Consider the following 26,481-nt stretch of genomic DNA (forward strand, 5'->3'; position numbering starts at 1 on the left):
TTATACCATGATTCATTATTTTACCTTTCTTTTAACTTTTTAAAATACTGTTCATTTTATGGACAACACCCTTACAACATTGTAAGGGTGTTGTAATCTATATCGATTTTTCTCATTTCATAATAGCCGTATACTGTGTAAAGAAACAAATTGAAGAAGATAAAGAAAATGAAAAAGTTTTTATCAATTATTACACTATGTTTATTATTTTCTACTATTACTATTGGATGTGAGCGAGCATCACTAAATCGAATTGGTAAAGATGTATATTACGTGCAGATAGAAGGTGAAGGAACTACCGAAAAAGTAGAAGGTAGAAACTTACGAAACTACACACTGCCTGCTTATGACGAAGACGGAGTAAAAAAACAAATTACATTTAGAAGTAAAAAAACATCAAATGATCATAAATTAAATGAAAATGCATTTTTACGCCTTTATGTAGATCAAGATGATAAGAGCAAAAATGAAATATCATCAATTGAAGTGAAGTCATATGAAGAGGTTCAGGAAGCTGACTTACCTGCAAAAGTAAAAGAAAAGTTAAATGTTAAATAAAAAACAAAAGAAAATGCACTATGCATTTTCTTTTGTTTTTTTCACTCGTATATATTTTGAACCGCTATTATTCATCAGTTTCTCTAAACGATTTATATTTTCTGTTAATGCACCTTTCACAAGAGAGAAATCTGTATTTGGTTCTTCTTTTTTTTCTTTAAAAAATGAAGACTTTTGTACATTTATTTCAGCCATCTCTTCTCCCCCTTTTCAAAAAGATACAATCTTCTATTTATATTATATCGCAAATGTAGATAGCGTGTACACGTATCATTTTCTTTTTAATTCTTCTTCTAACTCTTCTACTTGCTGTAATGTATCTCCTTTTATTAACGAGAAATCTGTTGTATCTTCATTATCTTCTTTAAAAAAATCATTGTCATAATCTTTTATCACTACAATCACCTCTACGTGCTAGTGTAGGAATGATTGTCCGATTTTATACAAGTTTGTCTAAATTCGCTTTACCTTTATGTATAAGTGAAAAGGACAGAAGAAAATCCTGTCCTTATTTACTAAAATAACTATGATGTATTGTTAAATTATATACATTTTCAAAATCTCGATCTTGCAGATTATTTTTCTTCCCATCAATAACAATGAAAACATCACTCACAGTTTTTGCTGGTATAATGCCGACATTTTCTACTTGTACCGCTTTCTGCTCATTCAACTGCTCAATGTGTTCAAACGGAACGATAATACTAAATTGAGAGCGGATACCGCGAAAGTTTGTATTTAATTCCTTTGCCGCTTCAAATACAACAATTTTCGCTCCAATCTTTTCCCCGTATGAATCTAAAAATGCGTTTAAACTTTTTGTATATTCTTCTTCCGTATGCCATTCCATCGTACCGAATACTGCTGGATTCACATTTTGAATAATTGTTGTATATATTTCTCCTCTTGCTTTAGAAGCAATTAATGAACGTTTTATCGATTGAACAGTCTTGCCGATATCGCTAAATTTTGCTCCCCATATTTCTGAAATATTAGGCGTTAAAATAAATGCAATATCAACGAAAATAACCATTGCAGTGAACATTAAAAGATTTTTCCAGAGGGTTAAATCGATTCCTTTTATCATGAAATACACGGTGACTGATACTATAAACAACCCATACCAAGTCTTTCTAATTCGTTGCTTTTTCTCCTCATACAATTCTTCATTTCTCCAGTAAAAGAAAACAAGAACTAGAAAAACGATTGCTAAAATAAATAAGCCGATTCGAATGTTAGAGATCACCAATGACATCACCCTCCATTCAAAAACTACTCACGATATCATTACATGCACAAGCAGCCCTCTTTATGACAAAAGACGTGGACAAGCTTCTAAATTTAGCAATATCGCATATACATTAGAAGGTACCACGTCTTTTATCATGAATCTACATTGTATATGTAGACAAGCATGCGTTTCAAATTTTCATGTTAAAAAGAAATATGTTTCGGAATTTCCCCTTTTGGTACTTCTCCGTCCATACTTAAGTAATAATGACGAATCGGACGTAAATCATCGTCTAATTCATAAACGAGTGGAATGCTGGTTGGAATATTTAATGAAACAACACCATCGCTTGAAAGGTTATCTAAGTATTTCACTAGCGAACGAATCGTGTTACCGTGTGATGAAATAATTACCTTTTCACCACTTTTTAATGACGGCGCAATTTCTGAATGCCAATAATCAAGTACTCTTTTCTCCGTATCCACTAAACATTCAGTCAATGGAAACTCACCTTTTTTAAGTGCTTTATATTTTGGATCATTCATTTCATATCTAGGATCACCCTCAGTAAGAGCAGGTGGTCTTACATCAATACTTCTTCTCCAAATATGAACTTGCTCCTCACCATACTTTTTCGCAGTTTCATCTTTATTCAACCCTTGCAATGCACCGTAATGTCTTTCATTTAGCTTCCAAGATTTATGTACTGATACCCAAGCAAGATCCATCTCATGAAGTACAATCCATAACGTCCGGATTGCTCGTTTTAATACAGATGTATAAGCTACATCAAAAGTATATCCATTTTTCTTTAATATCGCTCCTGCTTCTCTCGCTTCACTTAATCCATTCTCTGATAAATCTACATCTGTCCATCCTGTAAAGCGATTTTCAAGATTCCATAAACTTTGTCCGTGACGAATAAGTACAAGTTTTATCATAATAATTCCCCTCTCGGAAATGTGAATTTTATTGTTCCATTGCGTACACGTATAAAGTATCTAGTAATGTATCTTTTTATCCATTCACTCTATGACCAATCCATAGTTGCCAAATGTATGGATAAAATTTGTTCTTTTTCAAACTATAAAAACAGATATATTTCTTATTATTTCTGATCGATTACAACTGCTCGTTTTGATATCCAAGCATCAAAACCTGATCGACTATTTGCCATTTCATTCATAACTTGATGCCAATTTTCTTCACACGATTCACCAAATTTTGAAAAAATAGCACTCATCTGTTTTCTTTGAACATCGCTCAATTTTTTCTCTAAATCTACACCTATTTCTGTTAAAGATAACTGTTTCACACGACGGTCATGTGTAGCTTCATTACTCTCAATTAAACCCTTTTCCACAAGTTGTCGTAATGGTCCGTGAAGAGCTTGTTTACTTATTTCTAATAGTGATAATAACTCATTTACACTTATCCCTGGAAAGCGTGCGATAAAAAATAAAATTCGGTGATGTACTCGTTGTATGCCATACTCTTTTATAATTTCATCTGGCTTTTCAGTAAATGTTTTATATGCAAAGTAAAATAATGCTAATGCTTCATTCATCTGTTCTTCTTTATGTTGTGTCATCTACTTTCCCCCTGTATGTAAATTATACCACAATCCAGTAATCAATATTTTAATCAACGCATTGGAACTTCTTTACTTTATTGAAATATACATTGCACAATTAGGAGATGATTCATTTGAAAACGCAATATACTGTAAGTACATATTTATTAGATCGATTAAGTGAATTAGGAATTGAACATATTTTTGGTGTCCCTGGTGATTATAATTTGGCTTTTTTAGATGATGTAGTAGCACATGCAAAGTTACAGTGGGTTGGCAATTGTAATGAAGTGAACTACTCACCACTTAACGTCCTTACAGACCGTTTGAAGCGGGAGCTTCTTGGGAAGTAGATACTTTTATTAGCTACCTATATTTACCAAGATATAAGGGTAGTACCTACCCCTAAAGAAAATACCAATTACATGGCTAATTTTAGTAAGTTTATACTTGCGTTTATATCTCTATCATGATGGCTATTGCATTCAGGGCAAATCCACTCTCTAAGGTTTAGATTCTTGACTTCCTTATTTTTAAAACCACAACAAGAACATAATTGGCTACTCGCATAATTCTTAGGTGCAATTATCAAATCACGACCTTTCCATATTGCTTTATAGTCAAGGTACTCTCTGAATTTAGCCCAAGATACTTCACTGATTGCTTTTGTTAATTTGTGATTCTTTTGCATTTTCTTCACTTTCAAGTCCTCAATCACAATTACTTGGTTTTCGTTTGTGATTTCATTGCTTATCTTGTGAAGAAAATCATTGCGTTGATTCGCAATCTTCTCATGAAGTCTTGCAACTTGTAATCTGGCCTTGTTTCTATTGTTTGAACCTTTCTTTTTACGAGACAAAGAGCGCTGCAGAAAAGCTAATCTTCTTTTGGATTTTCTCAACCATTTAGGGTGCTCATATTTCTTGCCATTAGACAATATCGCAAAGTCTTTTAGTCCAACATCAATACCAACTTTTGTATCAACTTTAGGAAACAATTGCTCATTTTCTTCTACTAAAACCGATACAAAGTATTTGCCGGTAGGTGTTTGAGACACTGTAGTAGACTTAATTAATCCAAAGAATTGTCTGTGCTGTTTAATCTTTACCAAGGTCTTTATTTTTGGCAGTTTGATATAACCACCCTCGATGTAAACCGTGCCTTTTTGGTTATTTGTTGTATAACTACGATGGTTATCTTTCTTACTTTTGAACTTCGGGAATCCAGCAAATTTATCCCGGAAAAAGTTAGCGTATGCTTTATTCAAATTCATTTGAGCATTCGCCAACGCAAGACTATCCACTTCCTTTAGGAATGGAAATTCAGTCTTATATTGTGCAGGCGTAGGATATTTAACAGATTTATCAAGTTTATCCTGTGATTCTTGATAAGATTTGATTCTATCTGCAAGCATCTTGTTGTATACAAACCGAACACATCCAAATGTTTTTAAGAAAAATATTTGTTGTTCTTTATTTGGATAGATACGATATTTGTATGATTTCAACATTTTCTACACCTCATCTTTCCTTTGATTTTCAATATATTTCTTACTACACCTATCGGCGAACCACCCGTAGTAATCAAGCAAAACCTTCTTGACCAAAACATTTCTTTCCAAAGTTTCTTTCGCACATAGGGAAACTCTCTCTTGATTACACAAAACTAGTAAGCCTATTCGGATCAGAAAAAAAGCAAGCATTTAAAACAGACAATGAAATAGAGTTAACAGCAGTCTTAACAAAAATGAGTTTTAATAAGAATCAACTTACCTTTGTTGAAGTTGTAATGAGCCAAGGGGATCAGCCTGAATTGTTAGCTAAACTTGGGAAAAGATCCGGAAAGCAAAATGCTTAAAAAGAAAAGTGTAACTATAAATAGGTTACGCTTTTCTTTTTAAATTTTTATTCCGCAAGCGTTAACTGCCAGGACACACCATACTTATCATTTAACCAGCCAAACTTTTTGCTAAATGGATAAGAACCTAACGGCATTAGTACAGATCCATCCTGCGCTAGTTTATGAAAGACCGTTTCAATTTCTTCCTCCGTCTCACAAGTTACATACAGAGACATAGATGGTGTAAATGTAAAAGCATGCTTTACATAACTATCGATACACATGAATTCTTGGCCATTTAACGTAAACGTTGCATGAATGACAGACCCCTCTTTACCAGGTCCATTTTCATCGTAACGAGAGATATTTACAATTTCTGATTGATCAAAAAGTGATGTGTAAAAATTCATCGCTTCTTCAGCTTTTCCCTCAAACATTAAAAACGTAGTAATTTTTTGATTTGTAGTACTCATATAGAGACAACCCCTTGATATGTATTTATGTAAAACATACATCGGCTAAAAAAACCGAACGTATATTCCTATAAATGTATTGTCTATAAAAACGATACGTTTGTCAATTATCTACACTCTTATTTCTTCTTAAATAACGCTGTCCAAAGAAATGATTCTCCAAACATAGTATTTGGTTGGTCAATTTGCTTCATCTTTCTAATTTCGATCACTTCAAACTCGTCAAATATCTCTCTTAATTTTTCTTCTGAATATGCAAGGCCACCTCGTAGACTCCATCCTCTATATACATCCCAATCCGTTATTTCTGATCCATTTCTTTCATCTAAATCGCCTGCTGCAAAACATGTTAACCCAAAATAACCACCCGATTTCAATGAGTTTTTAATTAAATTCACATAACTTATTCTTCTATGTGGTGGAATGTGATGTAAACAACCCGAATCGTATACAAATTCAAATTCATTTTGAACCTCTAAATTAAAAATTGAATTACAAATAAAATCAATTTCTATTCCTTTTGCTAACGCTCTCTCTTTCGCCCAATTAATGCCTTCTATAGATAAATCCACTGCTGTTACATCAAACCCTTCAGTCGCTAAATAAATAGCATTTCTTCCTGGACCACATCCAAGCTCCAACACTTTCCCTTTGGAGATCCATTCTTTTTGTATATAGGAAACTAGATTCTCATCTGGAACATTTTCAAAAAACGGAACATCTTTTTCTCTATTCGCATAAAATTCATTCCAAAATGGTTCTGCCGGTCTTAATAATGAATCAAACATTTTAATAATATCTTCTTGCGTGTGCAACGTTTCATTTTTCATTTGTATCCCTCCAAGTTTTAATAGTCAGAAAATTATTATATATCTTCAAGAACTTTTAGACAAAGAAAAAAACTCCTACATTTTATAGGAGTTTTCCCCTTAAAATCCAAGTATAGCTAACCATTTTAACAACTTCTCTTCTCGCACTTTTAAATCATCGTTCTAAACATTGACCATACTTTCTTTAAACTCCATCCCTAACATCCCATCATCACCTAAAAGCCTTATGTTATCCTCTATTCTCCTAACCTCGCTTTCTTATAAAAGGTTATTTTGTTTGAATTCTCATAAAATACTTTTAAAATCTCTCAACATTGGAAATAGCTATATAATAAAAAAGATTAAATGTTAGGAGTGCTATAAATGTCTGATATAATTAAACTCTGTATTGTAATAGCTGTTGCCTTATTTTTAATATTTTCCATAATATCAGAGTTTAAAAAACCTCAAAAAGAGATGTTTTGGTTCTCGATTGACGTAATGTTTCTCCTTGCAGCTTTTTTACTAATACAAGACTATATCATAAAACATATAACGTAATCACCTGAATAAAACTTAATGTTCCGTCAATTCTATAAATACAGTTTCTTATTCCTTACATAAACGAGGGCTTAGCAGCTAACTATTGTTAGCTGCCTTTTATGTTTTACACGAATAAAATTCTAAATACTTTCCGATACTATATAAGAATTTAAAAGGTAGTTTTAAATTCTTCCCACTCTTGCTCTCTTGGTCGAGAGGCGAGCAGTTAGCTTTTGCTAGCTGCTCTTTTACTTTTTATCACCTATATACATGGTGATTCATACTATACATAGAAAATCAAAATCATTCTTATATTTGAGGACTATTACTCATGACTCACAGCTTGAGTATTCTCCTTTTCAATTCTGTTTTAGAAAATTTTTAACATAATTCACTCCGAGAAAGACCATTGTTCGAAGGTGCTCTTTTATTTGTGACATTTTCAAACAACATTTTATATAATTTACTCATTCTTTTCTTATCAATTAAGCTCGTCACTTGAAGTATAAAAATAGGATTTTTGTAAATGTTTTCAGGTTAGTGCATATTTTATTTCTGAAAAAGTTGCTCTGATTTATAAAAAAGTGAAATTTTTATAATCATTATTATTGAAAATTCACATATATATTAATGAGAATGGGTATTTATTAGCGAATGGAGTGGTTCCCTAATAAAGTACTCCTTTTTTCGCATGCACAAAATAGCATTTCTATTTAATCTTTCACCATTTAAATTCATCACGAACGATGGTAAACTATTATTAATTTTTTCTCGGAAGGGTGCCAAATGGAACTGTATTTTTACATTATTTCAATTTTATTACCTCTACTTGCTCTAATTTATTTAGCGTTTATAGATTATCTAATATATCTTCATCTTATTATCACAATCGTTTTGGCTATAATCATTCCCAAAAACATTCGGAACTACATTTTATTTGGTATTTTTGCAATTTTAAGCAATCCTTTTGTTCTTCTAGTTATTATAGGATTCATAACAAAGCAATTAGCTTGAGTACTTTAATTCAGTTATAAAAATTCGATTCTACTTTACTAATCGAGAACACTCCTTTTATGTTTATAAATTAAATAAAAATTTTGTTTCAACAATACACAACCTTTAAACATATACATACAATATGATGTGAACCTTTTTTACTATATAAATCTTAGTCAATGAACGTCTATTTCCCAAGGCGCTCTTTTTATCTATTACTAAATAACTTTTTATAAATTTTTTCAACTTTTAACCGGACAAGCATATATTATTGTATGGAGGAATCCACTCATAAAAATCTACCTTTCTTGTCAAAGAGCATGCTTATATGCGTGCTCTTTTTTATTATGTTTTCTTTCATTTCTAAATAACATTTTTAACTCTGTTCATACTATTTTTTCAACTTTAGGTTACAAACTATTTCTGTAAGCGTAGTGTTTCCTTTTGTACAACAGACAGTTAGTTTTATCCATAACGGTACACCTCTGCACTATTCAATATAAATTTTCATATATTATATTACGCTTGTCCAAATCGTGAGGTTATTACTCACGCGATCTAAATGAAAGAAAGGAGTGAAAATATGCGTTCATCTTGTCGTAAGCACACAAACTTTAATTGTGGAGCACAAGCCCCTAGTACACTACCAGCTCTCGGTTTTGCTTTCAATGCTACTTCACCTCAATTTGCAACACTATTTACGCCATTACTATTACCTAGTACAGGCCCAAACCCTAATATTACTGTCCCTGTAATAAATGATACAATTAGTACTGGAACTGGAATTAGAATTCAAGTAGCTGGTATTTATCAAATCAGTTATACATTAACAATCAGCCTCGATAACGTTCCAGTAGCCCCGGAAGCAGCGCGCTTTTTCTTGACACTCAACACATCAACTAATATTATTGCAGGATCTGGAACCGCAGTCCGTTCTAATATTATCGGAACCGGTGAAGTCGATGTATCCAGTGGTGTCATTCTAATCAACTTAAACCCTGGTGATTTAATTCAAATTGTACCGGTTGAAGTAATTGGTACAGTAGATATTCGTTCTGCAGCATTAACAGTTGCACAGATTCGTTAATAAAAACAATATGCTTGGCTAATTAACATTTAATGTTCCTTTTATACACCAAAATATATATTATAGATTTGACACACATTTATATCAAACAAGCATATTTTATTGTATGGTGACTATATAGTCATACAAATCTAAAGCGTTCATAAGAGCACACTTATATGTGTGCTTTATTTTTTTATGAAAATCAAGTTTTTAACACACAACACTCTAAAACAGTATGCGTGCATATAATGTCTTGTTTCCTCTTTCAACTTATATTTTTGGACAGAGCGCTTAAGAAAAGCGCTCTTTATATTTTAATAAAGATTTTATATAAAAAAATGCACATATACTAGAAACATACATACAATACTCATGATTATTTCAGAATTAGCCATTGAGCACCTTTTACGGTGCTCCTTATTTAGTAACAACTAAGGGTTTTGTTAAAGAACTTAATAAAATTCAATATTTTACTAATCATAATATAATCTGCTTCTAAGCCAGGTTGTATCAAATAGAGCAGTTAATGTAAATAACTGCTCTATTTTAATTTTTGTTACATAAACTTGTTATTTTCATCTATCCTATACAAAACTCACCAAATACTTATACCGCTTAAATTCGTAAATATAATGTTCTTATAGCAGTTAGCTTTTGCTAGCTGCTCTTTTGTATTGAATTGATAATAATTTTTAGGTCTTATTTCTTTTCTACGTCATATAATTTTAACCTAAACATCCAGCTCAAAGTGTTACCTCCTATCTTAAAGAGCACTTATGCATGGTGCTCTTTTTTATTTTGTTGTTTTTTATTTCTGAATAATATTTGTAACCCTGTTCATATTATTTTTGTAACTTAAAGCTACAAACTATTTCTGTAGGCGCAGCGTTTCTTCTGTTTAAAATGCACATTTATTAAGAATATACATAAAATATCATGTGATATTCTTTTTCAATATTATTTTTAGTCATGGAGCGCCTTAAAAAGCGCTCTTTATATTTGTTAATAAATAACCATTTTGCTCAAACATATTTACAGTTTATATAATCTAAGCCCATATTTAACATAGACAAGACATAGCTTTTTATTATACATGCATAATTTTTATGCATGTTTTTTCTTTAATAAAATAACTATTGTTTTAGATTTCATAAATACAAGCACTTGTCCATTTCATTTTGTTCTCCTCCCACATTTACTATTAGTAACACGAACTTTTCAGAGGTGAAAATAAAATGAATGAGTTTTTATCTTCTACTTCAATAAACTCTAATCTAGTTGGACCTACATTACCACCTATTCCACCATTCACACTGCCTACTGGACCTACTGGATTACAATCTGTAGCTTACGGCACTTTTTGGCAAACGGAATTCATTACAGTCCCTTTCGGAGCTCCTTTTTCTTTTAATCAGGCTGAACCTTTGGTAGGGGGAGTTTCTCTGTTAAATCCTACCACAATTAATATCACACAACCGGGGGATTATCGTATTTCTTTTATTTCCTCAATTAATTTAACTGTCCCTCTTACATTTACATATCAAATAACATTTTTACTTATTTACAAGAGCGGATTTTATTATTATGTACAAGCACCCTTTTCTTTTTTTTATACAATATATAGATATCTCAAAGAAAGGAGAGTAACAAAAGTATGGCTGATTATTTTTATAAAGATGGTAAAAAGTATTATAAAAACCAATCGTATTCTCACCATCAAAAAGATAACTGTTTTATCAAAACTCATACAATATCTGGTTCAAATAGTGCTTTAGCTTTTAGTGTACCAGCTAACACTTCAAGAACACCTTTTGAAGATTTGACCAATAATCACAATAAAACATTACTTGATTTTCGCGTTCCTGGTGGTGTTCAACCAATTGAAGTAACCATTCGAACCAGAAGGTCTGGACCAATTACCTTTACAATAACTGCAGGTGAACAAAGGATATTTCAAGTTGAAGATTTTCAAAACCTCACTCTCACAAATAATACCAATACCGGTAGCACCATTAGTATATTTATTCAAAAAACATTTTGTATCTGCTGTAATAATCAAAATGATTTTCATAAAAAGTATTATAAAGAACAATCATATTCTTATTTTCAAAAAGATAACTGTTTTATCGAAACTCATACCGTAGCTGGTTCAGATACCACTCCAACTGAAAATGTCCCTGTAACCATCATCGTACCCTCCGCCACTTCAAGAAGAGTTTTTGAAGATTTGACTAATAACCACAATAAAACATTACTTCAAATATCTGTTCCTGAAGATGTCTTCCCTATTGAAGTAACTATCCAAACAAGAAGTTCTCCCACACCAATTATCGCGACTCTTGCTACAAATGAAACAAGAGTATTTCAAGTTGAAGATTTTCAAAGTCTTACTCTCACAAATAATACCGAATTCCTTAATTTCATTGAAGTATTGATCAAAAAAACATTTTGTATCTGCTGCAATGATAAGAATGATTCGTGTGATAAATATTACCGTGATGACGAATGTGAGTGTTAGGTTGATTCTCCAAAAGAAACCTTATAAAGAAAAGTTTTTCTTTTATCCTTGTAGCATCTAATTATTCACATTTGTTCACTATTTTATCTCTTAATAAAATTCAAATTTAGTATTCATCAATCACTTCAATCTCATGTTAAATCTACGTAAAGATTATTATCATTCAACTTATCCACCCAAGAACCATTATATAATGAATTCGCAAATAATCGATTTGCACGCAACTATCTTTCCGTACGACATAACTCTTTGCTAGGAGAAATCCTAGCCTTTTTTTATCCCCCCTCATATCAGTTGGTCCTTTCCAAATACCCGCTTGTTTCCATTGTTTTTTCTTTTTCCCGACATACAAGGGGCTAAGGTCATACATAATACCAGTATCTTTATCCGGTATACCTTGTATATTTAAATTCCTGACAACCTGAGGTGTTAAACCATTCTTTTTAAGTTGTGTATCAAAATATCTACCCAATTGGCGAAATTCTTCACCAGTCGAGCATTGCTTACATTCATTGATACTGAAGTACGATTATAATACCAACAAGCTGTTTGAACTAGCAGCTTCACTCTTCTCATAATAGGGATGCAAATTATCACAATTAGCTAACTCATTGAACACACTGGCAGACAACCAAAATTGTTGTCTGCTTTTTGCATGGAATTTTTCATTTTACATATACTAGTTTTGAGCCTGTTACCAATGCAAGCCATTTTGGTGTTTTGAATTCCGACTAAGCTTTTTGTTGCATAGATTATTACATCTTTGACAACACTGATTTAAAGCGCGTTTTCTGGTTATTCGTAGTTCTAATCCAGAATAATTTTTCTCCTATTAAAGGACAGCAGATACGACTAAAATGTACCCTATAGAATAGACACTGAAAAAAAGTCTATTCTATAGGGTATTTCTTGTATAATGAGAGAAAATTGGGATCGGAGAAAGTTCAAAATGACAAAAAAGCTATTTACGGAAAGAGACATTCAAATTCTATCAAATAACCCCTACATAAAATCTGTAAGTCAGAAAGGTATCACTTATACAGATGAATTTAAGCGTATTTTTATTGAGGAAAATGAGAAAGGAAAACTACCTCGAAATATTTTTGAAGAATGTGGTTTTGATATAGATATAATTGGAATGAAACGAATTATGTCATCAGGAAGTAGATGGCGTGCTGCTTACAGAAAAAATGGTGTATTTGGTTTGCGAGATACACGCACCGAAAACGCGGGAAGAACTCTTGAGAGAGAGCTTACGTTAGAAGAGAAGTATGCTCGTTTAGAAGCCGAACGGAACTTACTAAAGGCAGAAAATGAATTGTTAAAAAAGATCAAACTTATGGAAGGGAGGATGAGAAGGAAATAACGTTATCACCTAGTCAGAAATATATCCTGATTCGTTCTGTTATCATAAAATATAACTTAAGAAATATGGTGAGTTATTTGTGTAAAGTAGCTGGTGTATCCCGTTCGGGATACTATAATTATTTTTCCATTTCATCTCAAGAACAACGGAAACAAAAGAACAATCAAGATGAAATCGTGAAAGAAATCATATTAAAAGCACTTCGATTTAGAAATCGAAAGAAAGGGGCTCGTCAAATAAAAATGACATTGGTGGGTCATTTTCAAGTTGTCTACAATTTAAAGCGTATCCGTAGAATCATGAAAAAATATGAGATTGTCTGTCCGATTCGGAAAGCAAATCCTTATAAAAGAATGCTGAAAGCTTCAAAAGAACATCGAGTAGTGCCGAATCAATTAAATCGAGAATTTAAACAAAATATCCCAGGAAAAACGCTTCTTACAGATATCACTTATTTAATTTACGGTAAGAATAAAAGAGCTTATTTATCTACAATTTTAGATGGCTCAACCAATGAAATTTTAGCTTACCATGTTTCAGAACAGATGACATTAGACCTCGTAACAACAACTCTTCATAAACTAAAACGGAATAAGAGGATTCCATTGACTGAAGGCGCATATATTCATTCAGATCAAGGAGCCCACTACACAAGCCCTACCTACCAAAAATTAGTCAAAAAGCTAAAGCTCGGACAATCTATGTCAAGAAGAGGGAACTGTTGGGATAACGCTCCACAAGAATCATTTTTTGGTCATCTGAAAGATGAAGCACATATAAAACCTTGCGAGTCTTTTACTGAGTTGAAACAAGAGATTAAGAAATATATGACGTACTATAATCACTATAGATATCAATGGAATTTAAAAAAGATGACTCCTGTTGGATACAGAAATCATCTTCTTGGTGTTGCCTAACTTTTTTCAAAATGTCCTTTACAAAGGGTACAGATTAGACTGCTAGTCCTTTTTTCTTATACCGCATATTCCCCCTTCTGGTAGCTTCGAACTACATTGCCCTCATCATTGTAATAAGCAATTTCCCAAAAATGATGACAGTTGTGCTTTTCAATTTCTCCCTCGAACAAAACGAACAAATGAGTTTTCCAGTTCCCGGCGATCGTATTACTCGCATACCCATGTAAGCGAAATCGAGGTTGCGATAATTTTGCATTTCCTTGAAAGCCTGCTCTGCACTGTACATGCGCTTGATGTCAAAAACATCTTCATTCTCGCACTTTACAAACTTCATAAATTCCGCCATCGACATTGTTATAAATTTTGTTCTGAACTGCTGCCAATACAGAAAACTTGCTTTACTTTCCGTTTCAGCAACAATAATTTTCTCGTTCGGCCAATGTTCGAAAATGGTTGTTAATTTAAATTTGTAAATAAGAAATCTCAATCTTCACACGCCCTTATTTTTTTCATCTACCAATATGAGTTAAATCATTTATAAACTTCTCTTGTTCCATTTCGATAATTGCGGAATGTGTAATGAAAATACTCTCTCGCTTCAATACCTTTTCTTTCAACTAAAGTGTTCTGCCGAAATAGTAAACATAATAAGTTCCGTTCTCTTTTTGCTGCAGCATAACATTCCAGTACCGTTTGAATATGTTACGAATTTCTTTCACCAAATCTTCCAATTCTTCGTTAGTAAAAGATGTTTTCGTATTGTTATACGAATTGATTTTTCATAATCCGTATCATCATCAGGGTCGCTAGTACAAATTGCTTTCCCTCGATTTTTTTCGGTTAAATATTCTTCATACATAAGTTACACTTGTTCTTGAATTGGGACATGGTAGTAATACCCTTGCTCTACTGGTTTTGGACTATAAAATTTCCTTTATAAGTTTTAAAATTTATTTTAAATACGGTGAATGAAATTTCCATTTTTTCTCGGCATCACCCTTGTTTTATACAAGCAAAAAAAGAGCCGCAACACTTTGCGACTCTTTTTGAATAATAACTATTTAACGGCCACGTCTTTGCTGACCTTGTTTTGTACTACTTTTCTTATTACTTGGCTTATTAAATGATCGATTGTTATCATTTCTCGAACTATTTCTTGGGCCACCTTTTGAACCACTTCTTGAACCTTCACGGCTATCTCTTTGACGATATTGATCTGATTTCTTTGGAGCCGGCTTTGGTACCGGTTTTCCATTTTCATCTACACGTTTTATCTTCGGTTGTTCGATTATTTCTCTTTGCAATGGTGCACCAAGCGTTTTTTCAATTTCTTCTAAATATTTTTCATCTTTCGCTGCAACGAACGTAATTGCAAGACCTGATCCACCTGCACGTCCTGTTCGGCCAATGCGGTGAATATAACTTTCCACATCTTCAGGAATATCAAAGTTAAATACGTGCGTTACACCATCTACATCAAGTCCACGAGCTGCTACATCCGTTGCAATTAAGTATTGAATTTTAGCTTCGCGGAAACTCTTCATAACTCTTTCACGTTTCGCTTGAGGTATATCACCATGAAGTTCAGCACAATTATAACCTAGTCCTTTTAAATTATCATAAAGCTTACTTGCTCTAACCTTTGTACGACAGAAAATAACTGCTAAAAATGGCTGATCACGATCCATAACAAAACGAAGTGCATCTGGCTTTGCACGATCTGTCGTCTCAATGACACGCTGCTCAATTGTATTTACCGTTACTTCTTCACTTTGCACTTGAATCATTTGCGGCTCATCCATATAACGTTTCGCCAATTTTTTAATATCTTTTGGCATCGTTGCTGAGAATAACATCGTTTGTTTACTATCAGGTGTCTCATCTAAAATATCTTCAATATCGTATAAGAAACCGAAATAAAGCATTTGATCCGCTTCATCTAGTACAATTGTTGAAAGATTACTTAAATCAATTGTTTCACGACGTATATGATCTAATAATCGTCCTGGTGTCGCAACAACAATATGTGTATTGCCTTTTAATTTTCTCAATTGTTGTGCTACATCTTGCCCGCCATAAATCGCTAGTACATTAATATCTTCTCTTTGAACAAGCATTTTTTTAATTTCAGTTGTAATTTGCAGTGCTAGTTCCCTTGTTGGTGCAACAATTAAAGCCTGAACATCACTACACTCTGGATCGATTTTTTCTAAAATCGGTAACACGAATGCTAACGTTTTACCCGTTCCTGTTTTCGCCTGTCCAATAATATCTTTACCTGACATAATAACTGGAATTGCCTGCTCTTGAATTGGTGTTGCTTCTGTAATTCCATTTTCACGTAATGTATGATTAAAAGTTTCACTAATTCCTAATTCTAAAAAGTTTTTCAAATAGACCACTTCTTTTCCTTATTTTTCACATTAGCTTTCATTGTACCATTTGTTTCGCCAAATATGAAAAATAAAAAAATTCTTATCTTATTTTTTATATTCATCGTGTACTAGTTGGATAAATTCTTTTTGTTTTTTCTCTGATTTTATTAATGCTTCCATGTTAGTAGTAGACAAAATGAACTTTTTAATTTTTCTATTACTCCAAATTAATCTTGTATACCTTGTATCTTCGTGTAACTTTCGAAACCACTCAAATTCGCTTAATTTTGCAATATGATGTTTTAATTTCATATCATTTCTTGGATAAAATATAATTATATCCATTATTAGATCAAATAATAAGCTCATCTTCTCCCCTCTTATACATATATATTTCAATGTTACGGAAACATAGTTAAAGGGTGATGAAATTGACAACTACATTCATAAACACATTTTGCATATTTTTCTTACTATATTTTCAATCGCCCTCAATTATTATGGCAAAATCTCAAACAAATGTAATAAGTGAATTCAAACAAGCTTTACTCAAAAATGGTCAACTACCCCCACTGAGATACCGCGTTTCAGTGGGGGCTTGAGTTTGAACGCTAGGTCTTTTCGTCTATCGCTAGACAGTTTGACGCTCTAGCATTCATGCCACCTTACGGTAACACCCCAAGTATGTTTTTGGTTGGTACTGGCAACAAACGATTGTTTTCCCACTTGCACCACCCTTTCGAAAAAGAGCGGTTCTTCCTTATGGAAAGAAGCCACCACTCAGATGACTCCGGCGTGTGCTACAAGCCCCGACAAGTCGAGTACACATGGATGGTTGACGCACCCACTAAGCTATGCGCGAAGCAACAGCCTTACGTTTTTGTACTTCTAATAGAATCGGCGTTTTCACTTTGAGATTGTCATCTAATTCTACAACTCTTGATTTTTTCAATGTATTCAGCGCACCATTAATATCAGCGTGGATACATGTTCCTGCTTTACTTTGGTACAGACCACGCGTGATTCGTTTGCCACTAAAGCGATAATGCGTCCTATCATCCTTAGACCAAACAGGAACCGGATCTTTATCAAGAAAACTAGCTTTTGAAGTATAGCTTTCTTCTTGTTTTAAAAATCGGATACCTTCTTTTATACATTTATTCTCAATTGCCGCAATCAGTTTATGAAACGGGATTTGAACAAACTTTTGGTTATTCTTTTTCCCCATATCAGATTTTTGTTTCCAACCAACGTTATACCCTACGACAACCGTATCTATGCCAAATGCTTTCACTTTTTTAAACAACAGACCTACAGTTTGTGAAATGTAACCATTTATTTGTCGTTCTCGTTTATGCCAAAGTGCAGCCATTTGATTCGTTACAACTCGTTTTGAAATTCCGTTTTCCATATTCTTCTGCTGGAGATTACATATCATTTTGTTGAAATATTGGTTTATGGATTTTAATTTTTTTCCATCAATTAAAAATGCATCACCTGTATTGGTTACGCAACTTACTAATCTGTCTACGCCTAAATCGCAACTCAAAGCGTTACTCGTAGTCGTGGATTGTTTCTTCATTTGAGAAGCGTGCATTTCATATGTGTAATGCACCTCAAAGAACCGACCTTTTTGCTTCGGTACAATCTCAATGTAGGAGATTTTTTTATTTCTTACATTTTTAGGCATACGTATTTTAATGGAACCGAATTTTTTTCTAAATGCCACACTCATCGGAATCATCCAATATCCGTTCTCATCCACTTTTGGCACTTGATAGATTTCAATGATTCGTTTGTCAGTTGGACCAGAATAATTAGGAAACTTAGGACGACCTGTGAACTTCTCAGGATTTTTCTTCCACTGTTCCCATGCTTTAAAAAAGCTTTTTACTTCTGTAAATAAAGTTCTACGAATAGCCTGCACAGAGTTTGATTGAATGCCCCAATAATTCATATCGACTTGCATGGCAGTGTCGACTTCTTTTACAGTAGCCATTTTATTATCGTTCAAATAACTTTGTTTAATCGTGTACAATCCAACATTTCGCAATGCTTTTGAACTATGCGACATGCGTTGCAGTATGCGAAATTCTTTAGCTGTGAGACAAGCTCGCCCGATATTCTGTTTCTGCGTGAATCGTTGCATGGTTTCTCTTTTCTTTTGTTTACGTAATACTTTCACTGCTTTCTTTCTAGCCATTGTTTTCACCACCTTTCTTAGAGAGTTCATTAAAATTATTTCTTTTGGCTCGAGTAACCAAATGATGATTATTATCCAATTTCGTTGTCTTACGATATATTCCCTCCTTATCTAAGGGCAGATTATATCGTAAAAAAAAAAGAAACAAATATTTGCCCCGGGAACATTGTTATGAACGAAACAAAAGAGTTCAGCCTACCTTCTGACAGCAATTCATCTCCACCTGAATTGTTGGGTTTCACCCGTAACACAAATCAGATGGAGTCTTCTTGCCGAAAAAGATAAAAAATTAATGAGGTCATATGTAACAGAAGGGATTGAACTACCTACTTTCCAAACAGATAAACATATTCATGAAATTAAAATAGTACCGTCTCCAAAAGAAGATACTACAATTCTTATTTCCTATTTCAAAGAAACTGATGGCGAATTTACTATCGGTTACATTTTAGAAATAATAACAAAAAACAATAAAATATCTCAAATTAATCAAATTTATGATGGAACGAATCCATTTATGAAAGAAGCTACTATTGTAAAAGAATATGAAATGAAGTGTAAGGAACATATACTTACTCCTACAAAATTCCCGTTCGAAATTCATGAATTTCAAGGGTACATCTATAACGATTACTTAGAACTACGATACTACAATAAAGATAGTAATGGGATTTTTAAAATCACTGTTTCACCAGTTCAACATAAATTAGATCAATATGTACATAAGGGAACTAAATTTTACATTTTAAAACATAATATAAAGGCAGTATATAATCCTCATTTTGATTTAGCATACGAACTTATCTTTCAGAAGGACGGTTTTCAATATAAGAAAGATCGGTTTTTTTATATATTTTATATAATGAGTTTTCCTCCATGATAACAATAATACGTTGCTGCTTTAAGGTTTTTTATTCTCTTTAAAGATTCTTCCGCTTTTTCTATATTTAAACAAAAATTCGGATTAGCTATTACTAATTCACAATTATCTTGAACTGCCGCATCCCCTGTAATTACACATTCTAAGTCCGGAAAATATAATGAAATATGCCCCGAAGTATGTCCTGGGGTCGCTACTATTTGACATTCATCATTTAAAATCATTTGACCATCACTTACTTTTTCATCGACGGAAATATGTCTTATATTTTTTAACTGTTGTATAAACCATTCACCAAATTCTTTCTCTTCAATTGGCATATGTTCTAACATTTCTTCAGCTTGAACTAGTCTCTCCGATTTTATTTCACCATTAATGTAGTTGGATTCTATTTCACTAGCAATAATATTAATGTAAGGATATTTCACTTTGAAATCATATAAAGATCCTATATGATCGTCATCATAATGAGTAATAATTATATTTTTTAAGTTTTTCATCTCATACCCATGTTTTACAATTGCATCTTCAATTAAAGGTAAAAAGTTTATATAACCTGTATCTACTAAAGTTAATTCCTTGTTTAATATAAGTAAGCTCGGATAAATACATTGTTTTCCCCCGTTATATTCGAATTCAATTGGTAGTTCTTTTATCTTCATTTTTCTTCCCCCATACCCGGTATTCAATTTTTAATAATAAATAAATCCTCCACATACATTTTACTGTACATACTTATGTAACAAAACACTGTAAGTCGTTACATAACCAACATTCTATTATTTTGAACAGGTAATTCCTTATTTTTATGGAAATATACAATAAGATAAATAATAAAATTGATTATTCCTTCACTTTTTTGTCTATCCTTTTAAAAAATCTATGTTTTTGTAAAAGGAGTGTTTATATGGAGAAACAGACACTTTGGAAAAAATTCAAAAAAAGCTCAGCAAACCTCGGGAAATCTAGTGTTTATGAAAGTATTATTTTATACTACACAATGAGAAAAAAAGGGTTACCTACTAAAGCGAAATTTATAATATTAGCCGCTTTATCCTATTACGTATTAACAATCGACTTCATTCCAGATATAGCTGCTATTATTGGGATTGGTTTATTAGATGATGTTTTAGCAATTGCTATAGCGCATAAATTTGTAATGCGCCATGCGGACGCTGAAATTCGAGAGAAGAGCAAAGTAAAAATGGAGTCATTATTTGCTTCCGTACAAACATAACGAAAGAGGAGCTAATATAATTTCACTTAGCTCCTTTTTCATTACACAATGTTTAAATGTACTATTTCATTTCACTTCATTAGCTACAAAAAATTGCTCACAAACACTGGAAATGCGCTGCAAGTCTACGTTCCCACCAGATATAACCGCGACTACCTTTTTCCCTTTAATATATGGATCCACTTTCCCTGCAAGTAGAGCAGCAGTAGCTAATGCGCCAGCCCCTTCTACAACAGCTTTACCACGTTGTAATAAGTCTTTCATCGCTACTTCTAATTCACCTTCTGATACAGTTACAATATCATCTACTAATTCTTTTACTACTTCAAAAGTTAAATCGCCTGGTATTTTAACTGCGCAACCATCTGCTATAGTAGGTGCCTCATAATGTTCTACAATCGTACCTTTGTCATAAGATGCCTTCATCCCATGAACATTTTTTGCTTGGACACCAATTATATTAATGGATGGATTAAAAGATTTTAATGCAACTGCAATACCAGAAATAATGCCACCTCCACCAATCGGTACAATGACAGTATCAACATCCCACATATCATCAAGAATGTCCAAACCAATTGTACCTTGACCAGCCATTACCTCTACATCATCATATGGATGTAAATATGTTTCACCTGTTTCCCTTATTATCTCCTCACATTTTGCCTTCGCATCATCAAAAGTTTCACCGTATAAAATCACTTCTGATCCATATCCTCTAGTTGCTTCAACTTTCGCCTGAGGGGCAGAAATTGGCATCACAATTTTACTCTTAATACCAAGTAAATGAGCAGATAAAGCAATTCCTTGCGCATGATTACCAGCGGAACAAGCAATTACTCCTCTTTCTTTTTCTTGATCTGTCAACTGTGACATTTTATTAAACGCACCACGAAATTTAAAAGAACCCGTTAATTGCATATTTTCTAATTTCAAGTGAATTTCTCCGCCTGTTTTACTAGTCAAATAAAAAGATTTTACTAGTGGCGTTTTACGAGCATTTCTGTCTAAAATGGTTTGGGCTTTTTTAATATCGTCTATATGTAACGGTAGTTTTTTAGTTATCATACTAACACCTCTTCCAATGGTCTATTCCTAAGTTTTCGTATGTAGCAACTCCTTTATACGAAACCATCTATATTAAGAAAAAGTCTTTATATATGTATCCCACTCTGTAATACACACATTTGCAAACAATTTAACATCCTCTTCGTATCGCGTTCTTTATAATCATTTAAACATGCAATTTGAATCCAATTATTCTTTTGTAAATACGATGACTCATAATGAACAATGTATCCTTGTAACGCTAACGCATCGCCAATCACCTTAGAAGACTGATTTTCATTTAATTGAATGGTAACTATAATTGGCGCGGCATGTTCTTTAGGTGAAACAAGATTTAAACCCATATTGGTAATAGCTTGTTCAATATATGCATACGTCTCGTTTATTTTTTCAAATGCTTTTGCATCTTCAAATCTCTTTAATGCTTCTTGCAGTGCATAAATTAAATTCCATGAATGAGAATATGGAATACTTTCATTTTCTTCGTACATACCAACGTCCATATAGGCCGGTAATGTCTCGTTTACTTTCACATTATGATTATAAAAAACGAAAGATAATCCAGTAAACGATTTAATTGCCTTTCCGCTAACACCGCTTGCAAAATATACATCCTTCAAGTCTATCGGTATTGCTCCAATCGAACTGATACAATCTACACATAGCTTCACATTATACTTTTTACTTAAAACATTTAGCTCGTCTAAATCATTTAACATTCCGGTTGATGTTTCATGGTGAACAAACCAAAGCCATTCATAATTGCCAGTTCCCATTATTTTTTCTAATTCGGTATAAATAAACGGTTCTCCCATTTCTTTTTTATACGTATCAAAATGTAATTGCGCGCGTGATGCATGTCCAACTAATCTATTACCAAATTCCCCATTTGTTAATACTAGTCCTTTCCCTTTTAAAGAACGTAACTGTAAAGCAATAGCATCATTTGCTAACGTCCCTGTTCCTAACATAAGTTGTACATGCTTTGCTTTTGTCATGTGAAGTAACCGTTTTTTCACATTGTCCATCGTCACTTGAAATAACTTAGAACGATGCGAAATAGGCTTAGTAGAAAATGCCTTTCGAACATTTTCTTCAATATCTACTGGACCAGGTAAAAACGTATATTCTTTCGTCATAATTCCCCCAACACTCGATGCTTCAAACATAGCAGGGGTAACATACATTGGCTGGAAGGCTGCTGCTTCTGTACCAACTAACGTATGGAAAGATTTGAATCCCATTTGCTCATATAAAGGTAGTTCACGTGTTGTAGCAGAAATGAGTGCCAATTCATATCCATTTAGAAGCAAATAACGATGTAAAAAGCGAATTAAACCTAACAACGCTCTTCCATTTCTATATTCACGTTCTACTGAAAGTAAACGAATTTCATATACGTTTTCTCCATGTTCTTGCAAATAATAATCTAGATTTGGAATTTTATTGTCTAACGAGAATGGTCGTTTTCCTCGCAATGTAACCATACCTACTAACTTATCGTCATCTAAACAAATTAAATATGTATTTTCTTCATGGAAACGATCTATACGAACACGCTCTTTCGTTTCTTCATGTTGCGGAATTTCTTCTACAAATGTTTTATAATTCAACTTATGTATACTTTCAAATTCCCAAGCTTGATCAGCAACTTTATAAATTAACCCCATGCCTTCTCTCCTTTATGTATTTAATAAAAATTATAAGTGGAGATTAACTCCACTTATAAAAAGTTCATTTCATTCTCGATTTACATATAAAATAAGTACAATGATAAGTGCACTTAAAATAGTCGTAACAATAGAGTAAGAATACAAAATCATGCACACTGGTAAACAAGCGATTGTAATTAGTCCTGGCTTAGTAAATCCTTTAAAGATTAAATAAAATATAATGAAAACAGCAATAAGGGTAAGCGCTATCAAATAATCAAATGCAATTAATCCTCCAATAAATGTTGAAATCCCTTTTCCACCCTTGCCTTTAAATGCAATCGGGTAAATATGTCCAAGTAAAACAGCCAGTAAAGCTAACATTACAAATGTAGAATCTTCAAAAAGGTATTTTGCAATAGAAACTACGATTGCCCCTTTGATCGCATCACCTAAAAATGTAGCGACGAAATAACCTTTTCCATATACGCGCCCCATATTTCTTGCGCCAGGATTGCCGCTTCCTTCCTGCCGAATATCAACATTATGTTTCCATTTCGTCACTATATAAGCGGTCAATATGTTTCCAAATAAATAAGAAACCACCAAATACAAAAATTGTATACTATTAATCATGTAATCATTCACTTTCTACATGGGAGTACTTATACAATATTCAATGACTATGTATATTGTACTTTTCTTACTTTACATCCCTTTATACATTTTAACATCATATTTTTACAAATCATACAAAAATTCTCATACCGCTATTTATTAAAATATAAATTCTTCATTAAGTAATAGGTTCCTTTCACTGCTAGTTCTGATGGTGATACAAATATAACTTCTCCCATACTTTTCTCGCAGCATTTCTTAAATTCAGCATATATTTCAGGTACGAAACGCAGTATGCTGCCACTTACTGCAATTGAAGTTGTTACATCAAACTGCATTTTATTGTAAATATTCACCGTAATTCTCGTTAATTCCTTAGCCGCTTGTAAAATGATTTCATGTGCATCATCATTCCCATTTCTAGCTTCCCCAATAACGGATGGTGCAATTGCTGCCACTTTATCTTTTGAAGAACTATAAACTAGTCTTTTTATATGAGACGACGTCAAAAGTTGAAACTCATCTTGAATCCTTATGCTTAATGGGCAAAGTGTAACCCCTTGATCAAATTGATTTGCCATTCTCTTTAAACCTTGTAACGCAATCCAATACCCACTTCCTTCATCTCCTAAAATATGTCCCCATCCACCGCTATACTCATACACTTCTCCTATCTTTCCAATACAAATCGCGCCTGTACCGCCAATTGTTAAAATTCCATCTTTCCCTTTTAAAGTAGCTGCATGTGCAATCATTGCGTCATTAAAAACTCCAATTGGTGTTCCATACTTCTTTTTTAAACGTAATGTTAACTCATTCGTATTTGCTCCACTTACACCCGCTAATCCCAAACAAATACAAACGCAATGCTCATTTAATAACCCATTCTGGCATTCATCGATTGCTTCCATAATATGCACAAGAGCTTCTTCAAAATCTATTAATATATTTCCAAAGCCACTTGTAGCTCTTACAAGTTCGTTTCCGTCTTTATCAAATGCAATTGCTTCTGTCTTCGTTCCGCCGCCGTCTACTCCAATCATATACTTCATGCGTTCGCCTCATTCTCTTGAAATTAGAGGGAATGTTATGTTCCCTAAAACTACAGATTGCTTAGCACCAGTTGCGCTCGGGACATTACTCGGATTACGATGATACGTTTCATTTGCTAAAATGGCAAAGGCGATTGCTTCCTTCGCTTCTGAAGAATAGCCTATATCTTCTTGAAGGAATAATGCACATTTTTCTTCTTTCAATCCATAACGTATCATTTCTACAAGTGTATCATTATAACTTCCGCCACCACCTAGAATTACCTCATCGATTTCATAATACGGCAAAATAAACTCCTTATACTGATGAACAATTGAACTTGCTGTAAACATTGTGACAGTCGTCAATATATTTTCTTTACTATGCTTTTCAAACCGCTTCAATAACTCACTGACAAATTCTTCTCCAAACTGTTCTCTACCAGTTGATTTCGGTGGACTCATTTTCAAAAATGGATGGTTCATACAATATGTCAAAACCTCTTCTACAACTACACCCTGTTTTGCAATCTTACCATTTTGATCATATGGCAACTGAAATAATCTTTGACATACTTCATCCATTATCATATTCCCTGAACCAGTATCAAAAGCTATAACGCTCTTCTCACTTAGTTTACTTGGTATAACGGTAACATTACCGATTCCGCCAATATTTTGTAGTAGTCTATTTTTAGTTTGGTGGCGATACAAAATAATCTCTGAATATGGTACAAGTGGTGCACCTTGTCCCCCTGCTGCCATATCCATCGTTCGAAAATTAGAGATAACCGTCGTTTTCGTTTCATATGCTATAACTGCTGGTTCTCCAATTTGCAATGTGGAAGGAATCATACTACCATCTTGCTGTGGCTGATGATAAATCGTTTGTCCGTGAGAACCAATTAAATCTAATTGTCCCAAAGGAAAATTGGCCTCTTTACAAACTTCCTTTACAGCATCGGCGAAGCATAAACCGAGTTTGAAATTTAAACTGCATATAAGTTGTACATTTGAATTTTCTATTGATAATGCCTGCTGGATCTCATTTTTTATATCATTACTAAATGGCACAGTAGTAAAATGGATGAGTTCAACTTTAGAACCCACACCGCTTCCTTCTATATGAACGAGTGCTACATCTATACCGTCTAACGAAGTACCAGACATTACCCCTGCAACATACATAACATGCATAACCTCCTCTTTATTAAAAAACAATCATGTAAGTTACAAACGTACAACCGATTGAAAATAATATAAATCTAAAAAACAACTGAGCTTTTGATACAAACGATCCATCAATAAAAGAAACAACTATAGTAAGTAAAATACTTGCCGCAATGCTTGTAACGAGCCATATACTATGCATTTGTGATAGATGTAGCATTTTTAATAAAGGTACAAAAAGAAAATTCGAACATATTACTCCAAATAGTAATAAAAATACCCCTTTATAACTAAATTTTATATTCATCCTAATTCACCCTCTCTGAACTTCATGTAAAAGAAGTGATAGACAGAA

General features: G+C 33.1%; 24 protein-coding genes and 5 pseudogenes. 9 read left to right on the top strand and 20 right to left on the bottom strand.

From position 1 onward, the window contains the following. The first annotated feature begins 168 nt into the window (after nt 1–168). On the top strand, nt 169–558 hold the full coding sequence (locus tag QCI46_RS15165) for a YxeA family protein (RefSeq protein WP_353840736.1): 390 nt from the start codon (nt 169–171) through the stop codon (nt 556–558). A gap of 18 nt (nt 559–576) precedes the next feature. Here the strand turns inward: QCI46_RS15165 and spoIISB are convergent, their stop codons facing one another. From spoIISB to QCI46_RS15190, 5 genes are all read right to left on the bottom strand, one after another. Continuing rightward, nucleotides 577–753 carry a stage II sporulation protein SB gene (gene spoIISB, locus QCI46_RS15170; RefSeq protein ID WP_046959435.1) on the bottom strand — a complete coding sequence of 59 codons (177 nt, stop codon included), beginning with the start codon at nt 751–753 and terminating at the stop codon, nt 577–579. 75 nt (nt 754–828) lie between these two features. Then, nucleotides 829–954, bottom strand: a complete 126-nt coding sequence (locus QCI46_RS15175) for a hypothetical protein (RefSeq protein WP_000588712.1) — start codon at nt 952–954, stop codon at nt 829–831. Between the two features lie 112 nt (nt 955–1,066). Continuing rightward, nucleotides 1,067–1,804 carry a type II toxin-antitoxin system SpoIISA family toxin gene (locus QCI46_RS15180; RefSeq protein ID WP_353841879.1) on the bottom strand — a complete coding sequence of 246 codons (738 nt, stop codon included), beginning with the start codon at nt 1,802–1,804 and terminating at the stop codon, nt 1,067–1,069. Between the two features lie 188 nt (nt 1,805–1,992). Further along, nucleotides 1,993–2,730, bottom strand: coding sequence for a 2,3-diphosphoglycerate-dependent phosphoglycerate mutase (gpmA, locus tag QCI46_RS15185; protein ID WP_353840737.1), 738 nt, complete (start codon nt 2,728–2,730; stop codon nt 1,993–1,995). Nucleotides 2,731–2,897: 167 nt separating this feature from the next. Continuing rightward, nucleotides 2,898–3,380 (bottom strand): MarR family winged helix-turn-helix transcriptional regulator, encoded by a 483-nt coding sequence (locus tag QCI46_RS15190; RefSeq protein ID WP_215563263.1) that lies wholly within the window; start codon nt 3,378–3,380, stop codon nt 2,898–2,900. Nucleotides 3,381–3,487: 107 nt separating this feature from the next. On the opposite strand from QCI46_RS15190, the pseudogene QCI46_RS15195 reads away from it, so the two are divergent. Then, nucleotides 3,488–3,658: pseudogene (locus QCI46_RS15195) on the top strand (thiamine pyrophosphate-binding protein); the annotation flags it as partial. 125 nt (nt 3,659–3,783) lie between these two features. Here QCI46_RS15195 and tnpB read toward each other — a convergent pair. After that, a complete protein-coding gene (tnpB, locus tag QCI46_RS15200; protein ID WP_353840738.1) occupies nt 3,784–4,872 on the bottom strand; it encodes an IS200/IS605 family element RNA-guided endonuclease TnpB in 1,089 nt (362 codons plus the stop codon). A gap of 3 nt (nt 4,873–4,875) precedes the next feature. Then, nucleotides 4,876–5,021: pseudogene (locus tag QCI46_RS15205) on the bottom strand (transposase); the annotation flags it as partial. On the opposite strand from QCI46_RS15205, the pseudogene QCI46_RS15210 reads away from it, so the two are divergent. Continuing rightward, nucleotides 5,016–5,219: pseudogene (locus tag QCI46_RS15210) on the top strand (indolepyruvate decarboxylase); the annotation flags it as partial. The pseudogenes QCI46_RS15205 and QCI46_RS15210 overlap by 6 nt on opposite strands. Nucleotides 5,220–5,266: 47 nt before the next feature. Here the strand turns inward: QCI46_RS15210 and QCI46_RS15215 are convergent. Together QCI46_RS15215 and QCI46_RS15220 are read right to left on the bottom strand one after the other, a co-directional pair. Further along, nucleotides 5,267–5,674: a VOC family protein gene (locus QCI46_RS15215; protein ID WP_353840740.1), complete on the bottom strand. Its 408-nt coding sequence runs from the start codon at nt 5,672–5,674 to the stop codon at nt 5,267–5,269. Nucleotides 5,675–5,793: 119 nt separating this feature from the next. Next, the gene (locus QCI46_RS15220; protein WP_353840741.1) at nt 5,794–6,504 is read right to left on the bottom strand and encodes a class I SAM-dependent methyltransferase; all 711 of its coding nucleotides are present in this window, start codon (nt 6,502–6,504) and stop codon (nt 5,794–5,796) included. 2,101 nt (nt 6,505–8,605) lie between these two features. Here QCI46_RS15220 and exsF point away from each other — a divergent pair. From exsF to QCI46_RS15240, 4 genes and pseudogenes are all read left to right on the top strand, one after another. Next, on the top strand, nt 8,606–9,109 hold the full coding sequence (gene exsF, locus QCI46_RS15225) for an exosporium protein ExsF (protein ID WP_048524848.1): 504 nt from the start codon (nt 8,606–8,608) through the stop codon (nt 9,107–9,109). A gap of 1,217 nt (nt 9,110–10,326) precedes the next feature. After that, a pseudogene (locus QCI46_RS15230) lies at nt 10,327–10,692 on the top strand (exosporium leader peptide-containing protein); the annotation flags it as partial. A gap of 53 nt (nt 10,693–10,745) precedes the next feature. Then, complete coding sequence (locus QCI46_RS15235) at nt 10,746–11,609, top strand: exosporium protein D (RefSeq protein WP_353840742.1); 864 nt, start codon at nt 10,746–10,748, stop codon at nt 11,607–11,609. 949 nt (nt 11,610–12,558) lie between these two features. Further along, nucleotides 12,559–13,892, top strand: a protein-coding gene (locus QCI46_RS15240; protein ID WP_353840072.1) for an IS3 family transposase whose coding sequence is annotated in 2 segments (ribosomal slippage) — nt 12,559–12,946 and nt 12,946–13,892 — 1,335 coding nt in all. Because the reading frame shifts where the segments join, the coding sequence is not laid out codon by codon here. 91 nt (nt 13,893–13,983) lie between these two features. Here QCI46_RS15240 and QCI46_RS15245 read toward each other — a convergent pair. The 4 genes from QCI46_RS15245 to QCI46_RS15260 all read right to left on the bottom strand — a co-directional run bounded on the left by QCI46_RS15245 (nt 13,984) and on the right by QCI46_RS15260 (nt 18,470). Then, on the bottom strand, nt 13,984–14,379 hold the full coding sequence (locus QCI46_RS15245) for a hypothetical protein (RefSeq protein WP_353840743.1): 396 nt from the start codon (nt 14,377–14,379) through the stop codon (nt 13,984–13,986). A gap of 574 nt (nt 14,380–14,953) precedes the next feature. Beyond that, entirely contained in the window at nt 14,954–16,294 is a 1,341-nt protein-coding gene (locus QCI46_RS15250; RefSeq protein ID WP_353840744.1) for a DEAD/DEAH box helicase, read from the bottom strand. Nucleotides 16,295–16,372: 78 nt separating this feature from the next. After that, the gene (locus QCI46_RS15255) at nt 16,373–16,636 is read right to left on the bottom strand and encodes a hypothetical protein (RefSeq protein ID WP_353840745.1); all 264 of its coding nucleotides are present in this window, start codon (nt 16,634–16,636) and stop codon (nt 16,373–16,375) included. A gap of 478 nt (nt 16,637–17,114) precedes the next feature. Continuing rightward, a complete protein-coding gene (locus tag QCI46_RS15260; protein WP_353840746.1) occupies nt 17,115–18,470 on the bottom strand; it encodes an RNA-guided endonuclease TnpB family protein in 1,356 nt (451 codons plus the stop codon). Between the two features lie 211 nt (nt 18,471–18,681). On the opposite strand from QCI46_RS15260, the pseudogene QCI46_RS15265 reads away from it, so the two are divergent. Then, a pseudogene (locus QCI46_RS15265) lies at nt 18,682–19,302 on the top strand (hypothetical protein); the annotation flags it as partial. A gap of 23 nt (nt 19,303–19,325) precedes the next feature. On the opposite strand, the gene QCI46_RS15270 reads toward QCI46_RS15265, so the two are convergent. Continuing rightward, the gene (locus QCI46_RS15270; protein ID WP_353840747.1) at nt 19,326–20,012 is read right to left on the bottom strand and encodes an MBL fold metallo-hydrolase; all 687 of its coding nucleotides are present in this window, start codon (nt 20,010–20,012) and stop codon (nt 19,326–19,328) included. 245 nt (nt 20,013–20,257) lie between these two features. Between QCI46_RS15270 and QCI46_RS15275 the strand changes: the two genes are divergently transcribed. Continuing rightward, nucleotides 20,258–20,587 carry a YkvA family protein gene (locus tag QCI46_RS15275; RefSeq protein WP_353840748.1) on the top strand — a complete coding sequence of 110 codons (330 nt, stop codon included), beginning with the start codon at nt 20,258–20,260 and terminating at the stop codon, nt 20,585–20,587. Nucleotides 20,588–20,653: 66 nt separating this feature from the next. On the opposite strand, the gene tdcB is transcribed toward QCI46_RS15275, so the two are convergent. The 6 genes from tdcB to QCI46_RS15305 all read right to left on the bottom strand — a co-directional run bounded on the left by tdcB (nt 20,654) and on the right by QCI46_RS15305 (nt 26,433). Next, nucleotides 20,654–21,655, bottom strand: coding sequence for a bifunctional threonine ammonia-lyase/L-serine ammonia-lyase TdcB (gene tdcB, locus QCI46_RS15280; RefSeq protein ID WP_353840749.1), 1,002 nt, complete (start codon nt 21,653–21,655; stop codon nt 20,654–20,656). A gap of 86 nt (nt 21,656–21,741) precedes the next feature. After that, nucleotides 21,742–23,325 (bottom strand): aminotransferase class V-fold PLP-dependent enzyme, encoded by a 1,584-nt coding sequence (locus tag QCI46_RS15285; RefSeq protein ID WP_353840750.1) that lies wholly within the window; start codon nt 23,323–23,325, stop codon nt 21,742–21,744. A gap of 69 nt (nt 23,326–23,394) precedes the next feature. Beyond that, complete coding sequence (gene plsY, locus QCI46_RS15290; protein ID WP_353840751.1) at nt 23,395–23,943, bottom strand: glycerol-3-phosphate 1-O-acyltransferase PlsY; 549 nt, start codon at nt 23,941–23,943, stop codon at nt 23,395–23,397. 134 nt (nt 23,944–24,077) lie between these two features. Then, nucleotides 24,078–24,977, bottom strand: coding sequence for a BadF/BadG/BcrA/BcrD ATPase family protein (locus QCI46_RS15295; RefSeq protein ID WP_353840752.1), 900 nt, complete (start codon nt 24,975–24,977; stop codon nt 24,078–24,080). A gap of 9 nt (nt 24,978–24,986) precedes the next feature. Continuing rightward, nucleotides 24,987–26,153 (bottom strand): anhydro-N-acetylmuramic acid kinase AnmK, encoded by a 1,167-nt coding sequence (anmK, locus tag QCI46_RS15300; RefSeq protein WP_353840753.1) that lies wholly within the window; start codon nt 26,151–26,153, stop codon nt 24,987–24,989. A 13-nt stretch (nt 26,154–26,166) separates the two neighbouring features. Further along, nucleotides 26,167–26,433, bottom strand: a complete 267-nt coding sequence (locus QCI46_RS15305) for a hypothetical protein (protein ID WP_048524830.1) — start codon at nt 26,431–26,433, stop codon at nt 26,167–26,169. Nucleotides 26,434–26,481: the final 48 nt, after the last annotated feature.

It is taken from the genome of Bacillus cereus group sp. RP32 (assembly GCF_040459735.1).
GTDB classification, from domain to species: domain Bacteria; phylum Bacillota; class Bacilli; order Bacillales; family Bacillaceae_G; genus Bacillus_A; species Bacillus_A wiedmannii.

What these genes read in the sequence shown, in the direction of transcription:
- QCI46_RS15165 (WP_353840736.1), top strand. Translation starts at nt 169, where the DNA reads ATGAAAAAGTTTTTATCAATTATTACACTATGTTTATTATTTTCTACT.
- spoIISB (WP_046959435.1), bottom strand. Translation starts at nt 753, where the DNA reads ATGGCTGAAATAAATGTACAAAAGTCTTCATTTTTTAAAGAAAAAAAA.
- gpmA (WP_353840737.1), bottom strand. Translation starts at nt 2,730, where the DNA reads ATGATAAAACTTGTACTTATTCGTCACGGACAAAGTTTATGGAATCTT.
- QCI46_RS15190 (WP_215563263.1), bottom strand. Translation starts at nt 3,380, where the DNA reads ATGACACAACATAAAGAAGAACAGATGAATGAAGCATTAGCATTATTT.
- tnpB (WP_353840738.1), bottom strand. Translation starts at nt 4,872, where the DNA reads ATGTTGAAATCATACAAATATCGTATCTATCCAAATAAAGAACAACAA.
- QCI46_RS15215 (WP_353840740.1), bottom strand. Translation starts at nt 5,674, where the DNA reads ATGAGTACTACAAATCAAAAAATTACTACGTTTTTAATGTTTGAGGGA.
- QCI46_RS15220 (WP_353840741.1), bottom strand. Translation starts at nt 6,504, where the DNA reads ATGAAAAATGAAACGTTGCACACGCAAGAAGATATTATTAAAATGTTT.
- exsF (WP_048524848.1), top strand. Translation starts at nt 8,606, where the DNA reads ATGCGTTCATCTTGTCGTAAGCACACAAACTTTAATTGTGGAGCACAA.
- QCI46_RS15235 (WP_353840742.1), top strand. Translation starts at nt 10,746, where the DNA reads ATGGCTGATTATTTTTATAAAGATGGTAAAAAGTATTATAAAAACCAA.
- QCI46_RS15255 (WP_353840745.1), bottom strand. Translation starts at nt 16,636, where the DNA reads ATGAGCTTATTATTTGATCTAATAATGGATATAATTATATTTTATCCA.
- QCI46_RS15260 (WP_353840746.1), bottom strand. Translation starts at nt 18,470, where the DNA reads ATGGCTAGAAAGAAAGCAGTGAAAGTATTACGTAAACAAAAGAAAAGA.
- QCI46_RS15270 (WP_353840747.1), bottom strand. Translation starts at nt 20,012, where the DNA reads ATGAAGATAAAAGAACTACCAATTGAATTCGAATATAACGGGGGAAAA.
- QCI46_RS15275 (WP_353840748.1), top strand. Translation starts at nt 20,258, where the DNA reads ATGGAGAAACAGACACTTTGGAAAAAATTCAAAAAAAGCTCAGCAAAC.
- tdcB (WP_353840749.1), bottom strand. Translation starts at nt 21,655, where the DNA reads ATGATAACTAAAAAACTACCGTTACATATAGACGATATTAAAAAAGCC.
- QCI46_RS15285 (WP_353840750.1), bottom strand. Translation starts at nt 23,325, where the DNA reads ATGGGGTTAATTTATAAAGTTGCTGATCAAGCTTGGGAATTTGAAAGT.
- plsY (WP_353840751.1), bottom strand. Translation starts at nt 23,943, where the DNA reads ATGATTAATAGTATACAATTTTTGTATTTGGTGGTTTCTTATTTATTT.
- QCI46_RS15295 (WP_353840752.1), bottom strand. Translation starts at nt 24,977, where the DNA reads ATGAAGTATATGATTGGAGTAGACGGCGGCGGAACGAAGACAGAAGCA.
- anmK (WP_353840753.1), bottom strand. Translation starts at nt 26,153, where the DNA reads ATGCATGTTATGTATGTTGCAGGGGTAATGTCTGGTACTTCGTTAGAC.
- QCI46_RS15305 (WP_048524830.1), bottom strand. Translation starts at nt 26,433, where the DNA reads ATGAATATAAAATTTAGTTATAAAGGGGTATTTTTATTACTATTTGGA.